Here is a 19,891-nt window from a genome sequence, read left to right as displayed (position 1 = left end):
CCCCCCCCGAGAAGCACTGCACGCCGCGTTTTCCATGATTCTGTACTTTCTTTTTCGCTCATCATCGCTCATCGACGAAGAGATTTAGCTTGAAATGCAGTTTGAGGGCTAAATTGTGAACTGCGTTGTAATTAATATGTAAACACATTGCTAAATAAAATTAACTCAACTACAACCTATATTATCTACAACAGGTCAGACCTCCTACAACTTGGTCCCCTAACCCGACCTCTGAACACGCAGGAGCATTAATATGATGGTTCTTAGTCTTGTGGTTTTTTTGATAGCGATTGGTGTGCTGTTCTATCACCAAGTTAACCTCTATTTAAGCAGCGCCATTTTGCTGGCATACACAGCGGCAATGGGCGCCATTGGCCTATGGTCATTCTGGGCTTTAGTTCCCGTTGCCGTGGTATTACTGCCGCTGGTGCTGGTATCAGTCCGTCGCTCGCTGATTTCGGGCCCTGCGTTAAAGGCATTCCAAAAAGTGATGCCGCCGATGTCTCGCACGGAGAAAGAAGCCATCGACGCAGGCACAACCTGGTGGGAAGGCGATATTTTCCGTGGTACTCCAGATTGGAAAAAACTGCACGACTATCCGCAGCCTAAGTTAACAGAAGAAGAGCAGGCGTTTCTGGATGGCCCAGTAGAAGAAGCGTGCCGTATGGCAAACGACTTCCAAATCACCCATGAACTGGCGGATTTACCTCCAGAGCTGTGGGCCTATCTGAAAGAACATCGCTTCTTTGCGATGATCATCAAAAAACAGTACGGCGGTTTAGAATTCTCTGCGTATGCACAGTCTCGCGTGCTGCAAAAACTGTCTGGCGTATCCGGCATTCTGGCGATTACCGTGGGTGTTCCTAACTCCCTCGGCCCCGGCGAACTGCTGCAACACTACGGCACCGAAGCGCAGAAAGATCACTATCTGCCACGCTTGGCACGTGGTCAGGAGATCCCGTGTTTTGCATTAACCAGCCCTGAAGCAGGATCTGATGCCGGTGCGATCCCTGATGTGGGCATCGTCTGCATGGGCGAATGGCAAGGCAAGCAAACGCTGGGGATGCGCCTAACGTGGAACAAGCGCTACATCACCCTTGCGCCTATCGCTACCGTGCTCGGTTTAGCCTTCAAACTTTCTGATCCTGAACGTTTACTCGGCGGTGAAGAGCACTTGGGTATTACCTGTGCACTGATCCCAACCGATACCGACGGCGTTGAAATCGGCACTCGTCACTTCCCGCTGAACGTTCCGTTCCAAAACGGGCCAACGCGCGGTCAAGACGTCTTCGTGCCTATTGATTTCATTATCGGTGGGCAGACTATGGCAGGCCAAGGCTGGCGTATGCTGGTTGAATGCCTGTCGGTTGGCCGCGGCATTACCCTGCCGTCTAACGCAACCGGCAGTCTGAAAAGCGTGGCGCTGGCCATCGGTGCTTACGCCAATATTCGCCGCCAGTTCAAAATCTCCATCGGTAAAATGGAAGGGATTGAAGAACCGTTAGCACGTATCGCGGGTAACGCCTATGTGATGGACGCTGCGGCAACGTTAGTCACCTACGGCATCATGCAGGGCGAGAAACCTGCGGTGTTGTCAGCGATTATCAAATATCACTGTACCCACAGAGGCCAACGCTCAATCATTGATGCAATGGATATCGCAGGTGGCAAAGGCATTATGCTCGGCGAATCTAACTTCATCGCCCGTGCTTACCAAGGCGCGCCAATCGCCATTACCGTCGAAGGCGCGAACATCCTGACCCGTAGCATGATGATCTTCGGCCAAGGTGCCATCCGTTGCCATCCATATGTCTTAGATGAAATGGCTGCGGCGCAAGACAACAGCGTTCCGCGCTTTGACAAGCTGCTGTTTAGCCACTTAGGTCATGTAGGAAGTCATAAGGTGCGTAGTTTCTGGCTGGGCTTGACCGATGGCCGCACCAGCGCCACGCCAACCAAAGACGCCACACGCCGTTACTATCAGCAGATTAACCGCATGAGCTCAAACTTAGCGCTGCTGTCCGACGTTTCTATGGGCGTGCTGGGGGGTTCTTTGAAACGCCGTGAGCGCATCTCTGCGCGTCTAGGCGATTTACTCAGCCAGCTGTTCTTAGCCACCGCCGTGCTGAAACGTTATGAAGATGAAGGACGTAATGAAGCTGACCTGCCGCTGGTTCACTGGGGCGTACAGGACGCGCTGCATCAAGCAGAGCAGGCTATCGACGATCTGCTGCGCAACTTCCCGAATGGCTTGGTTGCCGGTTTGATGCGTGCGGTGATCTTCCCATTAGGCCGTGCGCACTCTGCACCGTCTGACTATCTGGATCATAAAGTCGCTAAGATTTTACAAGTTCCTTCTGCAACACGTAGCCGTATCGGACGTGGCATGTATCTCACACCAAGCGAGTACAACCCACACGGCCTGATTGAAGCCGCGCTGGCAGATGTAATTGCCGCAGATCCTATCCATCAGCGTGTTTGCAAAGCGCTGGGTAAAAACCTACCGTTCACTCGTTTGGATCAGTTGGCTAAAACCGCGCTGGATAAAGGCTTAATCAACGCCGAAGAGCAGGCCATTTTAGTCAAAGCGGAAGAAAGCCGCCTACGTACCATTAACGTGGATGAGTTTGAACCTGAAGCTTTAGCCGCCGCCGTGGTACCTGAAAAAAATCCGGTCGCGACTGAACAAGCGGAGAAAAGCCTGCCGGAAAAGCGCAATGGCCTGCCAAAAACGGAGGCCGCATAACCGAGCAAGCGTAATTTGATTCAATAAATTACCTGTGTCAGCGGCCCCTTCGGGGGCCGTTTTTTTGTTTAGACTTATGGAATGGCGAATTCGAGACGCCTACTTTGCCGTTGGCATCGATTAAGACGGGAAGATCCTTGGCTCGCTCGTGATAGAAATATGGCTCAACGCCTACAAATCGCCGATAGGATACAGTCGGTGACCGAAATAGGTGACCGAAATCAACATGCTAAAAGCGTTGCTCACGAGAGGTTATAGCTGGGGATTAGGCGACAAAAAAGCCTCTGATTTTCATCAGAGGCTTTTTGATTAGCATAAGGTGGTAATAACGTCAGTCTGACGCGAATTAGATCGCTTCTTCGTCTTGCTCACCGGTACGAATACGTACCACGCGCGCCACGTCAAAGACAAAGATTTTACCATCGCCAATTTTTCCGGTTTGAGCCGTCTGCATGATGGTATCTACGCAGGTGTCGACGATATCATCGGCAACCACAATTTCAATTTTTACCTTCGGTAAAAAATCGACCATGTATTCTGCACCGCGATAAAGCTCGGTATGGCCTTTCTGGCGACCAAAACCTTTTACTTCAGTCACGGTCATGCCAGTAATGCCCACTTCAGCCAGCGCTTCACGAACATCATCCAGCTTGAATGGCTTAATAATTGCGTCAATCTTCTTCATTGCTAATCCCTTTACCAGTTTTTGCGGCCAAAGCCAGATGTAATCGGATAGCGACGATCTTTGCCAAAGTTGCGCGCGGTAATACGCGGGCCAACCGCAGCCTGACGGCGCTTATATTCGTTAATATCAACCAAGCGGATCACTTTTCGCACCACCGCTTCATCAAATCCAGCGGCAACCAGATCGGCCACGGATTTATCTTGCTCGACGTAACCTTCTAGAATCGCATCCAGAATGTCGTACGGCGGTAAGCTGTCTTGATCGAGCTGATCGGGAGCCAGTTCCGCTGACGGTGGACGATCGATAACGCGCTGAGGGATCACGTAGGATACCGTATTACGATACTCTGAAAGCTTGAACACCAGCGTTTTTGGCACATCTTTCAGCACATCAAAACCACCGGCCATATCGCCATAAAGCGTGGCGTAGCCGACGGCCATTTCACTCTTGTTACCCGTGGTCAGCACCAGACGGCGGCGTTTGTTAGACAGCGCCATCAGCACCACGCCACGACAGCGAGCCTGCAGGTTTTCTTCCGTAGTATCGCGTTCGGTGCCCGCAAACATCGGTGCCAACTGCCCCATGAACGCATCAAACATCGGTTCGATAGAGACGATATCAAATTCAACGCCAAGAATTTCAGCTTCTTCTTTCGCATCAGCGATACTGATATCCGCGGTATAGCGGAACGGCATCATCATCGCCTGAACTTTGTCTTTACCCAACGCATCCACGGCGATCGCCAGCGTTAGCGCCGAGTCGATACCGCCAGACAAGCCAAGCACCGCGCCTTGAAAACCATTTTTGGTGACATAGTCGCGAACCGCGAGAACCAGCGCTTCGTAAACCTGAGCCAGATCGGGCAAACTTGCCGCTGGCGCAAGCATGGGTTCAACCTGCAATTCATTGAGATTAAACAGCGCGGTCTGTTCAGCAAAGCCCGCCAGGCGGTGAGTCATATTGCCCGCAGCATCAAAGGCTTTCGAGCAACCATCAAAAATCAGCTCGTCCTGACCCCCAATCTGATTTAGATAGACCAAAGGCAAACCGGTGCGTTGGCAGTGGCTGGTCAATAACGTTTTGCGAATATACGGTTTTTCGCGGTTGTAAGGCGAGGCGTTGATCGACAGCAGCACTTCGGCACCCGCGGCGGCAACCGCATCAACCGGACCGTCAAACCACAGATCTTCACAAATCAGCAGTCCTAAACGGTAGCCTTTCAGCTCAACCACACAGCTCTCATGGCCGGCGGAGAAATAACGTTTCTCGTCAAACACGCCATAGTTTGGTAGTTGCTGTTTGAAATAGCGGGCAACTAACTGACCTTCAGAGAACAGAGACAGCGCATTGTATAAGTGCCCATCTTCACGCCAAGGATGCCCAACCAATACGGCGATATCAGCAGATGCCTGTTGTAAACGATCCAATTGCTGCTGGCAGCGTTGATAAAAATCATCGCGATACAGCAAATCTTCAGGTGGATAGCCCGAAAGCGCCAGTTCAGAAAACATGACCAGATCGGCACCGGCATTTTGCTGCTCATGCAACGTGTTCAGCATGCGTTCGGTGTTACCTTCGATATCACCCACCAGCCAGTTGAGCTGGGCTAACGCAATAGAAAGAGATCGACTCATAATTACTCACTTCCTTTGTATTTGAAGCGGCTACAGCGCTAGCTGCCTTGTCGTCACTTCAACTACTTTGGATATAAAAAGAGGCTGGTTGAATTCGCCAAGTGTAAAACATTCTCAACGCTTTGTTTAGCGCCCTAAACGCACAAAAGCACCTGAATCCCCAAAGTAATTGGAGCGGCGGCAAGACGGCAAGTAAGAGAATCCCGATGAGCTTACATGAGTAAGTGATTCGGGTGAGCGCACGCAGCCAACGCAGCAGCAGCTTCAAGTACGCAGGGGATTCTTATTCTTTGAAATCTGCCGCATCTAACTCATGCCGCGCCAGTAGCTTATAAAACTCAGTACGGTTACGGCCGGCCAAACGTGCAGCGTTGGTTACATTACCTTTGGTTATTTGCAGAAGTTTGCGCAAATAGTTGAGTTCAAAGTGGTTACGCGCTTCCGCGAACGTCGGCAATACCGTATTTTCGCCTTCCAGCGCCTGCTCAACTAAGGCTTCGCTGATCACTGGCGCGCTAGTTAACGCAACGCACTGTTCGATAACGTTAACTAACTGACGCACGTTACCTGGCCAACTGGCGGCCATAAGGCGGCGCATCGCGTCGGTAGAGAAGCTGCGCACGAAAGGTTTATGTCGTTGCGCTGACTCACGCAGCAAGTGATTGGCTAATAATGGAATATCTTCAGCGCGTTCGTTCAACGCAGGGATTTTTAAACTGACCACGTTCAGGCGATAGAATAAGTCCTCGCGGAACTCACCTTTTGCCATCGCTTTAGGCAGATCGCGATGAGTCGCCGAAATAATCCGCACGTTAATATCAATATCGCGGTTGCTGCCTAGTGGCCTAACCTTGCGCTCTTGCAGCACGCGCAGCAGTTTGACCTGCAATGCCAGCGGCATATCACCGATTTCATCGAGAAATAGCGTGCCACCTTCGGCGGCTTGGAACAGCCCTTCTCGGCTGCTGACCGCGCCGGTAAATGCGCCTTTGGCGTGACCAAAGAGTTCAGACTCAAGCAGCTGTTCAGGCAGCGCGCCACAGTTGATGGCAATAAACGCCTTTCCTGCTCGCGGGCTGGCGGCATGAATTGCCTGTGCCAGAACCTCTTTACCAGTACCACTTTGCCCGTTAATCAGCACGCTGACGTCTGATTGCGCCACCATGTTTGCCTGTTCAAGCAGACGCAGCATGGTTGGGCTACGGGTCACAATGCCTTCACGCCAGGTATCATCACCGGCCGCGGGCATGGACTGGGCCAAAGCTTCATCAATGGCTTTGTACAACGCATCGCGATCGACGGGTTTGGTTAAGAAACCAAACACCCCTTGCTGTGTTGCAGCAACGGCATCAGGGATAGAACCATGAGCCGTCAGTATAATCACCGGCATCCCCGGCTGACGCTTTTGGATTTCAGCAAACAGCGCCATGCCATCCATCTCGTCCATACGCAAATCGCTGATCACCAGATCAATCTGCTCACGCCCTAACACACGCAACGCATCATGCCCACTCTCCGCCGTCGTCACGCGAAATCCTTCGCTGCTTAAGCGCATCCCAAGCAGTTTGAGTAGGCTTGGGTCATCATCCACGAGAAGTAGGTTAGCGGGTTTACGTTGTGCCATGGGGTATTGCTCCTTAATGGGCTTCCGTTTTTTCTGGTTCAGTCACGGGCTTAGCGGTGTTATCTGCCGGAGCTTTGTTCTCAGGTTTTCCCGCGTCAGGCGTATCGTCTTTCGCTGCGGGATCGGGCATTTCACCTGATATCTGTTTGCGTGACGATAGCTGGCGCTCAATATCCGTTAAATTTTCGAGTTTGCGCGTGGTGTCATCTAACTGGAACTGTAAACGGCCTTGAGTTTCACGCAGGGCATCTAACTGAGAATCACTGCTGGCTTGGAGCTTTTGAAAGCGCGCTTTTTCATCAAGTAAGTTGATCGTCAGCATCTGTTTTTCACGCCAAATTTGAATAAGCGGGCGAACCGATGCGGGAAATTCAGAACGGTAGCTGTTTAAGCGGTCGATGATCTGGCGGCGCTCGGCAACGGTAGGTTCAGCGCTGCCAACCAGTAAGCTTTGTTTAAACACACGCTGCCAATTTTCACTGCCCAGAGAACGTGCTTGTAAGCGCGCATCTTGGCCGCTGAGGCGATCGGCACAGTCCATCGCACGCAGCCAATAAAGCCCATTATCCACGGCGTCCTTATCGTCGTTGAGCCAAATGGTGTCACAGGACGCCGTTTGGTAATCAACCACTTTGCTATCAGGAATTATTGCCTGCACGGCATGAGCGACAGGATTTCCCACGCCATTCTTGGCGCATCCGGTCAATAAGAAAGGAACCAACAACACAGCGCCCAAAAGGGTTAATGGACGCAAAGCCGACGCTTTACGGCATGAGCCATCAGCGTCAAACAGATGTTCGTTGAATAGGGCGCGAACAGACCACTTATTCATTAGTTATGAGATCTCTGCGGTTAATGGTAATTCAATGCGAAAACAGACGTCGGCTCCGTCTACGGCCACCAGATGTAAATCGCCCTGCATACGGCGGATGCAATCACGGGCGATACTGAGCCCTAAACCGCTTCCTTTGACAGCGCCTTTACGTTGAAGACTTCCCTGATAAAAAGGCTCGAAGATCATGGCCTGTTCCGCACGCGGTATACCCGCTCCGGTATTTGCCACATCGATTTGTATCTTATCTCCAGCCAAACGACTGCGGATCCAGATGGTACCGGATTCCGCCCCGTAGTGCACCGCATTGGAATAGAGATTATCAAAAACGCGTTCTAATAGCGTAGGTTCTGCCCAGCAAAGGTCAACGTCTAGCTCAGTAAGTGTACGAATTGATTTGGCACGCGCGGGCAAACTATGAGCAGAAACCACCAGCTCGACCATTTCGCCCAGATTTACGCTCTCTTTTTCCATCGGTGCATCGGCCAATTTGCGGTTGTAATCCAAGAGCTGTTCAATGAGCTGCTGAAGATGGCGGCTGCTAGAATCCAGAATCCCCACCACCTCTTTTTGGTCCTGCGTCAATGGCCCCGCAACCTCGTCTGCCAGCAGTTCAGTGCCTTCACGCATGCTAGCAAGGGGCGTCTTTAACTCATGTGAAATGTGGCGCAGGAATTCATGCCGTTGCGATTCCAGCCATGATAGACGCTCGCTTAACCAGACGATCCGCTGAGCCAGCGACCGAATTTCACGCGGCCCGCGAAATGCCACCATATTACCGACGCTTTTTCCTTCGCCTAATCGGTTGATCATTCGTTCAACCCCTTTCACCGGCCCGATGATCATGCGTGTAAACAGAAAAACCAGCAGCACGCTGACTAAAAACAGCACCAGTGACTGCCAGCCAAAGAACTGACCACGCTCGGCAATTGCCTGCTGAAGCTGCTGTCCACGGGTAAAAATCACGTCTCGAGTGGCTTGAACCATCTGTCCGTTCGCAACGGAGAAACCTGCAAGTAAAGCCGATGCCTGAGTCACTGGGGCATTATTCTGGCAGTTAAACACCGCAAGTTGGTCAATTAGCCCATTCAGCTTTTGGTAGTAACGCGGATCGGGCAACACAGAAGCCTGACGCTCCAGCATTTGGGAATATTGACCGCGCTGCTTTTGATAAAGCTTAGAGAGCGACTCATCGCCTAAAACACAAAACTGCCTGTAGCTGCGCTCTATCTCTACCGCAAGGCTCGCCATCGCCTCGCTGCGGCGGGCGTCAGAAAGCGTGGTGCGGTTGATATCCGCAGCCTGCGAGCTCAAATTATTGAGCCCCTGATAGGCCTGATACGCCAGCACCAGCAAAGGAAGCAGGACTAATAAGAACGCCAGTAGAACCAGCTGACGCAGGGAGCGAGGAAATAAACGCCATCTCTTCAAGGAAATCATCTCATTACCCAAAGGTTTGCCCAGATGCTAACTGAGTCCGGCAAGAGGAGCAATTTTCAGATCGCAGATAAACAAAAACCCGAAGTCAGATAGCTGGCTTCGGGCTCTGTTATTTGAATGATATCGCTAATGCAATTCTCGTCTTCAGTTTGATGAGGTAGAACCATCATCGGTGCCGTACAACGGCGGATAAGACGAATGTCATTCATTATATGTCCCAAGCTGATGAACCAATCATCACAGTCGGACATTAAATAGGTGGTGCCTCACTCAACGTGTCGCCCCGAGTTTGATAAAGCGCATAAGCGACTGTTATCGATAATTGGACGGTAGGCACCTTACTTTGGCGTCATTCGATGGCTTATGTAGCCTGACTCGCTATTGCGGTCGCTGACATAAAAGAGTGAATGAGCAACTGAATTGAATAATGCAGAAGTTGTGCCAACTTTAAAAAATAAATCCCAACCAATTGAATAAAAAAGATTTAAAATAAATAAATCATTCCCAACACCTAGCAAACATCGCTTTGTTGACAGCAAATGGCATAAACATGCTTTTTTTTTCATCAATGCGTCGCTAAAAGTAGACAGCTACGTACAAAGGCGACGCACCACATATAAATCAATACGTTACATGTCACCTATTAGCGACATCATTAATGGTGGTTTGTTGTCTTTTTGCGACAACGGAGGAACTGCGCACATGAAAGAGCAACCAGCTAACGCCATGCATATAAAGAATGGCATTAGCTCAAAGCAGTTTATTTATCGATGAGACAGAATATCTTCGTCACCACCTACCCGCATTTTGATACTTTCCAGTATCCATAGAATAAGCTCCTCACCGCTGATTTTATCGCGGTATTCAGCGGGCAGATCGCGAGTATCAATTTCACCATCAATCATAATCAACGGTTTTAGGCGATTGCCCAGTTCAGTACCGCTAGGCAGCCATTGAAATTCACGCCCGGTCGGGTTGAGCTTATCGTGGCTGGTATAGAGCTCCCCTTTAATCCCACCAACCACCACCGTGGTACTCGGGAAGAAGGTTCTGAGTAGTTTGCCTTTGGAAGTTCGGCTATCTAAAAAGTCCTGTTCATCTTTATTTAAGCTCCGTACATTAATCGTAATATAGCTAGATGTGTATTTTTTCTCTGCAATACCTCTCCATGTAATTAAATAGCTATCACGTTTTTCAAGACGTCCAGGATAATATTGATACTCATTGTTAAGACAGTAGCCTTGTTCATAGTGCGGGTAAGCATGGTAGGCTATTTTTTGCACATCCCGCATTTGAGCATCAGTTTTGTTTTTTAACTCCTGATCTAGTCTATCGGCTGATAGTGGACGAGGAATTTCTATCGACCTTCCTGTGACCAATATCCATTGTTTACGCTCGGGGACTGATTTTAAATAATACGGGTGAAAGCGATATAAAGAACTCATCCCAATATCTGGATTCTTTTCTGTATTTGAATACTCCAAAATTATTCTAGGATTGGACTCCATATTTTTTTGAACAATACGGCTACCCACATTGTTCTCACTATCTTTAGATATCTTTCCATTAATGTAGCCAATCCAGTCTTTCTCAATAGTTGTGTTATCAGAACGCACTGCTTTTGAAATTTCTATCTTAAAATTTTCAAATGAATAAGCGCCGCTATCCATATACATAAAATTGGGTAATTCAATTTCATAACGGCCAAAGCAGTGTTTTTGCGTGGGAAGTTGAGTGCTCATAGCAGTATCCTTACGAAGAGAGTGTGGCCCACAGCCGGTTGTTGATAACACCAAAGTGCTAAGTAATAACCACGATAAATGCCGCATAGCTAATTCCTTTTATTTTTTAGGCGCGCTAATTTCTGCGTTATAAGCCCAACTGGCGGTTTGCAGCTCCTTATATACCGCTGCACGGATTTTTTCGTCTTGATACAGGCTGTCGTGATATTCACTGCATTCGACTTCCGCAGCCCCTTTCGCCGCCGACAGCGGCAGCTCACCGTCGCCAGCACTGCTGCCTTTTTGCAGCACAAACTCGGTTGGCAACACGGTTAAACTCGCCGTTGCTCCGGTAAGATACAGAGTACCTTGCCCGCTATCGGCCAGTGAGCTAAACAGGTGTGTACCTAATACGGAATCGATGCCGTTGAACAAGCCGCTGGCGTTCACCACTCGTTGACCAAACTTTTGCCAACTATCCGGTGCTCCCGGTGGCGTAACGCTCTGTGCCTGCCAAACCGCTTTATCTCGCGACATTGGCTTACTGTTCTTGCCGCTCAATTGCTGGGTTTGATCTAGCCCCTGCCCCTGTATGGACTGATGTAATACCGAAGCTTTGGCTAACAAGCCTTGTACTGAGCTCCAATTATCTGGAACGTCCTCTCCATCGCTGCAAAGGAGCATCTTATCAAGAACTTTAAACCAATGAATTTGACTCCGATATTCCGTATAGATATCTTCGGCCACAACCATCTCCACCGGCGCTGGCGCTTTTTCGCCTTCCACCAACGAAATGGACGGCGGCTGATAGCAAATCCATCCTTTCTCATAACTATTATTAGGCAACACTTCCAGCGCGCTTTGGCTATAGCTCAGTACCATGGTGATTTCTGCCGCATTGGCACCGAGCACCTGATTACTGATATAGGCCAGCGCCTTATCTTTCGCTGCCTGATCGGGCTTGCTCCAGTCCACTGATACCGGCGTTTGCATCCCCGCACGAAACCAACAATAGATATCTGGCATACCATCTATTGGCAGACCCACATGCACCGCTTTGAGCAAGTTTTCTTTGTTGAAAGATGGAGTCGCTTTTTTGATTACAGCATAGGTACTGCTTGAAGAGTTTTTATCAGCCGCGGCCTGCTCGGGATTTTCTTTAGCATCATGGTTATCAAAACTCCCTCCCCCCTCAGTGCTTGAGTTTTCTTGGGAAGTTGCTGAGCTTGCTCCCCCCGACGTCTCCGGTGATAAATCCGCAAGCATCGCCCGCACCACTTGCCCCCCCGCCCCGTGCGAAATAATCATTACCTTTTCAACCGGCTTTTTGGTCATCCACGTACCGTCGCCACCGTCATCTGAGGTTTTGTACATCGCCATAATCTGTGCAATACGGGTGGTGAGCCGCTGGGCGCCGTCGGCACAGCCCTGCATCCAGTTAAAACCCACCACGTGTAAAGGAAACGCGTAGCCTCCCATCACCTTGGCAAAGTTGGCATCCGCTCCCCAGGGCGGTGGCGATTGTTTACTTGAATCGGTGGAGGGAGCCGCCGGAGGCGTCGGAGCTGGCGTTGACACTGAGGTAACCGTTTTAGGAACGGCAGTAGCCGCGGCAGGCTTGGATGCCGGTTTATCACTGAAATCAAACAGCGCTTCAATGGCAGCCAACAAGTCTTTCAGCGCTTTCCCCTTTGGCATTACTGGCTGGGGGATATCACCCGGCAAATTCTGCCCTGCAACGCTAACGTCTTTGATATTAAAACGCGCATCCAAATGGCGCTGCAGCGTAATCAAAAATTCACCGTATTGATGCCAGCACACTTCCCCCCATCCCTGCTTAAATCGCTGGTCAATATCCTGCACGCGCACCGAGGTCATGGTGCTGAAATAGAGGGTATCTGCGCTGCCTTTGGTTGCATCTTGATTGATTTCAAGCAGGCTATCATCGCGGCCAATCTGCGTTCCCACCAGCATTTCCCTGCGTTTGCTCGCATCACGAAACATCCATTCCAATACCGAAATGGCCCCCCACACGTTACGCCCAATGCGCAAGATATCCTCAGCCTTACCCATCGCCTCGAATACATGGGTGATCTCTTTTTCGATATGGGCAATCTTGGTTTTTATCTCTGCGAGTTGGGCTTTGAGCTTGGTGGTAGTTTCTTTGGTGTCGCTCACCGCGTCGGTACTGGCTCCCTCAAGCCGCTTGCTAAGGCTATCAAGACCGAGTGCCTTAGCGATTTTTTGGCTCATCTGATACAGCGCCATCAGCGCACCGTGTAACTGCGTCAATTTTTCCTGCAGCGCCAACAGTTTTTTGACCAAAGGGGAGGCATTGGCCATCGCAGTCTGTTTGGTGATCATCCCGCTTAAATCAATCGCAGCGGTGCCCAGTGGGGTGTGGTAACTGCCCATTCCCGCCATCGGATCCCATACCGTTTTATGATCTCTGGCATTAGATAAACGCGTGCCTAAGATATCCGGCACAAAAATCACCGGAATAACCACTTTCTTACACTGGCATTCACCACGACATTCATGATCGCTCATTAAACATATCCTTTCTGTTTATGGGAGCTGTTTATGGAAACAATGCTCAACCATTAAAACGGAAAAATAAGTAAATAAGCCGAACATTAATGATAAGTTTTATTTAAGTATTTTTGGTTCGAAGGAGCCGATATCAGTGCCATTGCAGACACGAAGTCATAGAGGAGAAAATTTATAGCTGGGTGGAAAGAAAGGATAAATAATAAAAGCCTTTGCTCAGAAGCTCTAAGCAAAGGCCATAGAGAGAAAGTTTAACTATCCAAGCTGCTTACGCGCATTGCGGAACATACGCATCCACGGACTGTCTTCACCCCACTCGGCTGGATGCCAAGAGTTGCTGACCGTACGGAACACACGCTCTGGGTGAGGCATCATTACGGTGGCGCGACCGTTTGAACTGGTCAGCGCGGTAATGCCGTTCGCGGAGCCATTCGGGTTAGCCGGGTAGGCTTCCGTTACCTTACCGAAGTTATCGACAAAGCGCAGCGCAACCAGACCGTGATGCTCAATCGCGGCCAAATGTGCATCATCGCGCACTTCAACATGTCCCTCACCATGCGATACCGCAATCGGCATACGTGAGCCTTCCATCCCCTGCAATAGCAGAGATGGGCTGCTCGCCACTTCAACAAGGCTAAAGCGAGCTTCAAAACGCTCGGACGTATTGCGCACAAAGCGTGGCCAAAGTTCAGCTCCTGGGATTAGCTCACGCAGGTTAGACATCATCTGACAGCCGTTACATACACCCAGAGCTAAGGTTTGTGGACGATGGAAGAAGGACTCAAACTGATCGCGAGCACGCTCGTTGAACAGAATAGACTTCGCCCAGCCCTCACCGGCACCCAACACGTCGCCATACGAGAAGCCACCACAGGCGACAAGCGTGTGGAATTCATCAAGCGTAATGCGCCCCGCCAGAATATCGCTCATGTGAACATCCACAGCTTCAAAACCCGCACGGTGGAAGGCCGCAGCCATTTCCACATGGGAGTTCACACCCTGCTCGCGCAGCACCGCCAGTTTAGGACGGCTACCCTTAGCGATGTAAGGCGCGGCAATATCATCCTGAGGATTGAAGGTAAGTTTCACATTCAGGCCCGGATCGGACTCCACCTGCTTGGCCTGATGTTCTTGATCGGCGCACTCAGGGTTATCACGCAAGCGCTGCATCTGCCACGTAGTTTCAGCCCACCACAAACGCAGCGTCGAGCGCTGTTCGTGGTAAACCTCTTTGCCATGAGACTGAATCGCAATGTGATTTCCACTAGAAGCATGGCCAATCTCGTGCGTAATATCAGCAATGCCTTGATCTGCCAACACCGCTTTTACCACGTCTAGATCGGCGTTACGTACCTGAATCACAGCGCCAAGCTCTTCATTGAACAGCGCGGCTAAGTGATCTTGTCCCAATGCGCTGATATTAATATCCAAGGCACAATGGCCCGCAAACGCCATCTCAGCCAGCGTAACCAGCAGGCCTCCGTCAGAACGGTCGTGGTAGGCCAGCAGTTTGCCTTCCGCCACCAGCGCCTGCATGGCGCTGAAGAAGCCCGCCAGTTTCTGCGTATTGCGCACATCCGCAGGTTTATCTCCCAGTTGGCGGTAAACCTGTGCTAATGCCGTTGCGCCTAAGGCGTTGTGCCCTTCGCCCAGATCGATAAGCAACAGCGTATTTTCGCCCTGATCGACATGTAGCTGAGGTGTGACGGTGCTACGAACGTCTTCCACGCGGGCAAACGCGGTGATTACCAGCGACAATGGTGACGTCATCTCACGCGGCTGATTACCTTCCTGCCAGCGAGTTTTCATCGACATCGAGTCTTTGCCTACCGGGATAGTCAGCCCCAGCGCCGGACACAGCTCTTCGCCCACGGCTTTCACCGCTTCGTATAATCCAGCATCTTCTCCTGGGTGACCCGCCGCAGACATCCAGTTAGCCGAAAGCTTAACGCGTTTAAGTTCACCCACTTGAGTACAAGCAAGGTTGGTCAGCGCTTCACCCACGGCCAAACGTGCCGAGGCGGCGAAGTCGAGTAAAGCCACCGGAGCACGTTCGCCCAGCGACATGGCTTCACCATAATAGCTATCTAAACTGGCGGTAGTCACCGCGCAATCGGCAACGGGGATTTGCCAAGGGCCAACCATCTGATCGCGCGCCACCATACCGGTAACGCTACGGTCACCGATGGTGATCAGGAACGTTTTTTCTGCCACGGCAGGAAGATGCATCACGCGTTTTACCGCGTCTGCAATGCTGATCGTGCCGCGATTCAGCGAATCGCCCAGCGCCTTGAGCGTGGTGACATCGCGCGTCATTTTTGGCGTTTTGCCTAGCAATACGTCCAGCGGCATATCGATGGGCTGATTGTCGAAGTGGCGGTCATTCAGCGTTAAATGCAGCTCTTCGGTCGCTTCACCGATAACGGCATAAGGCGCACGCTCACGGCGGCAAATAGCATCAAACTGTGCCAACTTTTCTGGTGCCACGGACATCACATAGCGTTCCTGCGACTCGTTACACCAAACTTCCAGCGGGCTCATCCCCGGCTCATCGTTAAGAATATCGCGCAGCTCAAAACGGCCGCCGCGACCACCATCGCTCACCAGCTCTGGCATCGCGTTAGACAACCCACCTGCGCCAACGTCGTGGATAAACTGAATCGGGTTCTCATCACCCAGCTGCCAGCAGCTGTCGATCACTTCTTGGCAACGGCGTTCCATTTCAGGGTTGTCACGCTGCACCGAAGCGAAATCCAGATCGGCATCTGACTGACCTGAGGCCATTGAAGATGCTGCCCCGCCACCCAAGCCGATATTCATCGCCGGGCCGCCCAACACGATAAGCTTGGCGCCTACGGTGATCTCGCCTTTCTGTACATGGTCTGCGCGAATATTACCGATACCACCCGCCAGCATGATTGGCTTGTGGTAGCCGCGTAGCTCAACGCCGTTGTGGCTCTTCACCTGCTCTTCATAGGTGCGGAAATAGCCCAGCAGCGCCGGACGACCAAATTCATTGTTAAACGCAGCGCCGCCCAGCGGCCCTTCCGTCATAATGCTCAGCGCATTGACGATACGATCTGGCTTGCCAAAATCCTGTTCCCATGGCTGTTCAAAGCCCGGAATGCGCAGGTTGGACACGGAGAAACCGACCAGCCCCGCCTTAGGCTTAGAACCTCGGCCAGTGGCTCCTTCATCACGGATTTCACCGCCGGAGCCCGTTGCTGCGCCCGGCCATGGGGAAATCGCCGTTGGGTGATTGTGAGTTTCAACCTTCATCAAAATGTGCGCCTCTTCCTGATGGAAGTCATACACACCCGATTCTGGATTCGCAAAGAAACGGCCAACTGAAGAACCTTCCATCACGGCGGCGTTATCTTTGTAAGCAGACAGCACATAGTCAGGCGTCTGCTCATAGGTATTTTTAATCATTTTGAACAGCGACTTTGGCTGTTCCTGCCCATCGATAACCCAATCGGCATTAAAAATCTTGTGACGGCAGTGCTCAGAGTTGGCCTGAGCAAACATGTAGAGTTCGATATCGTTAGGATTGCGCCCTAAGCGCGTGAAGGACTCTAGCAGGTAGTCAATTTCATCATCTGCTAACGCCAGACCTAAGCGCACGTTGGCATTAACCAGCGCGTCACGCCCTTCGCCCAGCATATCCACGCTTTGCACCGGAGCCGGAGACTGGTGCGTAAACAGCTTCTGCGCATCCTGTAGCTCGCTGAACACGCGTTCCATCATGCGGTCGTGCAGCAGGTCTTGCAGCTTTTGCCACTGGGCATCGCTGAGCTGTGGCGCATCAACAGCGCCTGTGGCGTCTACGCTTATATAGTAAGCCAAACCACGCTCTAAACGGATGACCTGTGGAAGATTACAGTTATGAGCAATATCAGTCGCTTTAGACGACCACGGAGAAATAGTACCGGGGCGCGGCGTCACTAACAGCAAGCGGCCTTTCGGTTCGTGTTCAGCCAAAGAAGGGCCATATTTCAACAAACGCTGAAGCGTTGCTTTTTCCTCAGAAGAAAGAGGTGCGCTGACATCGGCAAAATGCACATATTCAGCGTAGATATCGTTGACTGGAAGATTAGCGTCCCGACAAGCAGACAGCAGTTGGGTAACACGAAAAGCCGACAAAGCGGGTGAGCCACGCATGATTTCCATAGGAAATGAGTCCGTCATCTAGGTTCTCTCGTCTTCGAGATGGCTGTGAGAGGTCAAAAAACCTTGTCTACAACCGCCTCAGTGGGCGAAACAGGGGGAAAGCGGAGGCCATTATAGAGAATCTCTGCGCCATACGAAACCGTTTGCGTAGCCTTTATTTCGGATTGACGATTTATCTGCCCGATCAACTTTATGTGCTTTTTGAGTTGCACGCTGACGCTTTGTTGCGCAAAATGCCGCCTTCCTGTTGATTTAGCCATATACTATCCTGCGAACACAGCACCACAATTCGATACACATTCATGAGATAACTATTTGAAACGTATAAAATATAATTATTATCTTATCGGTATCGTTTCTGCCCTGCTGGCGCTTGCGCTATGGCCGAATATTCCGTGGCGTAGCGGAAACGAGAGCCAGCTTCAGCAGATTCTCGACCGCGGTGAGCTGCGCGTCAGCACCATTAATTCCCCTCTCACCTATCAAACCGATGGGAAGAGCATCAGCGGCCTCGATTATGAGCTAGCAAAACGCTTCGCTGATTATCTGGGCGTGAAGCTAAAAGTTCGCGTGCGCGGTACGTTGCCAGAATTATTTGATGATTTGGACAGTGGCAAAAGCGATCTGGTTGCCGCGGGCCTGCTTTATAATACCGAACGCCTCAGCCGTTTTCGTACCGGCCCTTCTTATTATTCAGTATCACAGCAGTTGGTTTATCGTCAGGGCAAAACTCGGCCAAAATCGCTCAAAGACTTGAGTGGCATTCTGGCCGTGCAGTCGGGTTCTGCGCACGTCACCACGCTGAGCCAATACAAGCAGACCAAATATCCCAACCTAACGTGGGAATCGTCTACCGATTTGTCATCCACCGATCTTATGCAGCGCGTGGTGCAAGGCTCACTGGATTACACGATCGCCGACTCTGTTAGCGTGGCGCTTTTCCAGCGCATTCACCCGCAGTTGGCCGTGGCTTTTGATATCAGCGATGAAGAGCCGGTGATGTGGTATCTCAATCGCGACGATGATGACAGCCTGTATGCCGCCGTCTTGGATTATTTCAGCAAGATTGTGGATGATGGCTCACTGGCACGCTTGGAAGAGAAATATTTAGGCCACGTGGGTGGATTTGATTATGTCGATATCAAAACATTCTTAGCAGCAATTGATAACGTGTTGCCCGATCTGAGCGAGATCTTTAAAAAATACGCTAAGAAAATCGATTGGAAACTGCTGGCGGCCATTGCCTATCAAGAATCACACTGGAACCCTCAGGCCACGTCACCGACCGGCGTCCGAGGCTTAATGATGCTTACCCGCGCCACGGCAGATGGGCTAGGGGTAAAAGATCGTCTTGATCCCGAGCAAAGCATCGCGGGCGGTGCACTTTATCTCGAACGTTTAATGGATAAACTGCCAGACACCATTCCTGAAGATGAGAAGATCTGGTTTGCGTTAGCGGCTTACAACATGGGCTACGGACACATGCTAGACGTGCGCCAGCTGACGCAAAAACAGGGTGGGAATCCCAATAGCTGGGTCGATGTGAAACAGCGTTTGCCTATGTTAAGCCAAAAGAAATATAACCAGAACCTGACCTACGGCTATGCGCGCGGACATGAGGCTTATCAGTATGTGGAAAACATCCGCCGCTATCTGGTGAGCCTAGAAGGTTATTTGTTAGAAAAAGAGAAGCAGATTGCCGCCGAGCAAACTCGCCAAGCGTTGTTAGGTCAAGGTTATCCAGCGGTGCCACCTGAACAGGCGTTGGAAGGACGGACAAGGCGCAGCCCGCGCGGACTGCTGCCGTTTTAATCAGTAGGACCCGAAAGATTTTGACGCCGAGCCTCACGCTCGGCTTTTTTCTGCTCACGGCGCTGCTGGAAAAACTGACTCAGCATGTCCGAGCACTCGCTCGCCAGCACGCCAGAAGCGATTTCTATCTGATGATTCATGCCCGGATGGCGCAAAATATCCAGCAAAGAGCCTGCCGCACCGGTTTTTAAATCACTCGCACCATAAACCAAACGTTTGATACGGCTGTGCACCATAGCCCCTGCGCACATTACGCAAGGCTCAAGCGTGACATACAGCGTTGCATTTAGCAGCCGATAGTTTTGCACTATCTGCCCGCCCTGCTGCAATGCCATGATTTCAGCATGCGCGGTTGGATCGTGCCGAGTGATTGGACGGTTCCAGCCCTGACCAATCACCTTATCATCCAGCACCAAAATCGCACCGACGGGCACTTCGCCCTGATCCCACGCTTTTTGCGCTAAGGCTAACGCCTGCTTCATCCAGTAAGCATCATTTAGTTCGCTCACGTGCTCACCTCCATTAATTCAGGGCGCGCATTATACCCTTCTTATCTGAAGTTGCATCTTTGACTTTAATCATAGCGGGCAATCCCTTAGTTCCAGCCAGTTTCACCCTTGAAAGAACGTTTTCTCAATATAGCGGGGAGTGCGCAAAGTTTTACGCGCTCCGTTGGC

The 19,891-nt window shown here is 51.0% G+C and carries 12 protein-coding genes; 2 read left to right on the top strand and 10 right to left on the bottom strand.

Annotated elements, in window-relative coordinates; translation table 11 throughout:
- Positions 1 to 253 precede the first annotated feature (253 nt).
- Entirely contained in the window at positions 254 to 2,746 is a 2,493-nt protein-coding gene (gene fadE, locus BN1044_RS17265) for an acyl-CoA dehydrogenase FadE (protein WP_072309711.1), read from the top strand.
- Between the two features lie 346 nt (positions 2,747 to 3,092).
- On the opposite strand, the gene glnB is transcribed toward fadE, so the two are convergent.
- From glnB to BN1044_RS17220, 9 genes are all read right to left on the bottom strand, one after another.
- Positions 3,093 to 3,431, bottom strand: coding sequence for a nitrogen regulatory protein P-II (gene glnB, locus BN1044_RS17260; protein ID WP_025800186.1), 339 nt, complete (start codon positions 3,429 to 3,431; stop codon positions 3,093 to 3,095).
- Between the two features lie 11 nt (positions 3,432 to 3,442).
- The gene (locus BN1044_RS17255) at positions 3,443 to 5,065 is read right to left on the bottom strand and encodes an NAD+ synthase (RefSeq protein ID WP_072309710.1); all 1,623 of its coding nucleotides are present in this window, start codon (positions 5,063 to 5,065) and stop codon (positions 3,443 to 3,445) included.
- A 283-nt stretch (positions 5,066 to 5,348) separates the two neighbouring features.
- Complete coding sequence (glrR, locus tag BN1044_RS17250) at positions 5,349 to 6,689, bottom strand: two-component system response regulator GlrR (RefSeq protein WP_040047114.1); 1,341 nt, start codon at positions 6,687 to 6,689, stop codon at positions 5,349 to 5,351.
- 13 nt (positions 6,690 to 6,702) lie between these two features.
- On the bottom strand, positions 6,703 to 7,521 hold the full coding sequence (qseG, locus tag BN1044_RS17245; RefSeq protein ID WP_072309709.1) for a two-component system QseEF-associated lipoprotein QseG: 819 nt from the start codon (positions 7,519 to 7,521) through the stop codon (positions 6,703 to 6,705).
- Between the two features lie 3 nt (positions 7,522 to 7,524).
- A complete protein-coding gene (locus BN1044_RS17240; RefSeq protein ID WP_072309708.1) occupies positions 7,525 to 8,961 on the bottom strand; it encodes a sensor histidine kinase in 1,437 nt (478 codons plus the stop codon).
- Between the two features lie 764 nt (positions 8,962 to 9,725).
- Positions 9,726 to 10,703 (bottom strand): hypothetical protein, encoded by a 978-nt coding sequence (locus tag BN1044_RS17235; protein ID WP_247650268.1) that lies wholly within the window; start codon positions 10,701 to 10,703, stop codon positions 9,726 to 9,728.
- Between the two features lie 99 nt (positions 10,704 to 10,802).
- Positions 10,803 to 13,232, bottom strand: coding sequence for an AAA family ATPase (locus BN1044_RS17230; protein ID WP_072309706.1), 2,430 nt, complete (start codon positions 13,230 to 13,232; stop codon positions 10,803 to 10,805).
- 255 nt (positions 13,233 to 13,487) lie between these two features.
- Complete coding sequence (gene purL / locus BN1044_RS17225) at positions 13,488 to 17,402, bottom strand: phosphoribosylformylglycinamidine synthase (protein ID WP_072309705.1); 3,915 nt, start codon at positions 17,400 to 17,402, stop codon at positions 13,488 to 13,490.
- 53 nt (positions 17,403 to 17,455) lie between these two features.
- Positions 17,456 to 17,662 (bottom strand): hypothetical protein, encoded by a 207-nt coding sequence (locus BN1044_RS17220; protein WP_043495249.1) that lies wholly within the window; start codon positions 17,660 to 17,662, stop codon positions 17,456 to 17,458.
- Positions 17,663 to 17,717: 55 nt separating this feature from the next.
- On the opposite strand from BN1044_RS17220, the gene mltF reads away from it, so the two are divergent.
- Positions 17,718 to 19,214 (top strand): membrane-bound lytic murein transglycosylase MltF, encoded by a 1,497-nt coding sequence (mltF, locus tag BN1044_RS17215; protein ID WP_072309704.1) that lies wholly within the window; start codon positions 17,718 to 17,720, stop codon positions 19,212 to 19,214.
- Here the strand turns inward: mltF and tadA are convergent.
- Positions 19,211 to 19,723, bottom strand: a complete 513-nt coding sequence (tadA, locus tag BN1044_RS17210; RefSeq protein WP_072309703.1) for a tRNA adenosine(34) deaminase TadA — start codon at positions 19,721 to 19,723, stop codon at positions 19,211 to 19,213. The two genes, mltF and tadA, sit on opposite strands and share 4 nt — an antisense overlap.
- Positions 19,724 to 19,891: the final 168 nt, after the last annotated feature.

The sequence above is a fragment of the Hafnia alvei genome (assembly GCF_900095695.1).
GTDB classification, from domain to species: Bacteria; Pseudomonadota; Gammaproteobacteria; order Enterobacterales; family Enterobacteriaceae; genus Hafnia; species Hafnia alvei_B.
Note: the sequence above shows the minus strand (reverse complement) of the source record. Positions and strands in the feature narration are given on the sequence as shown.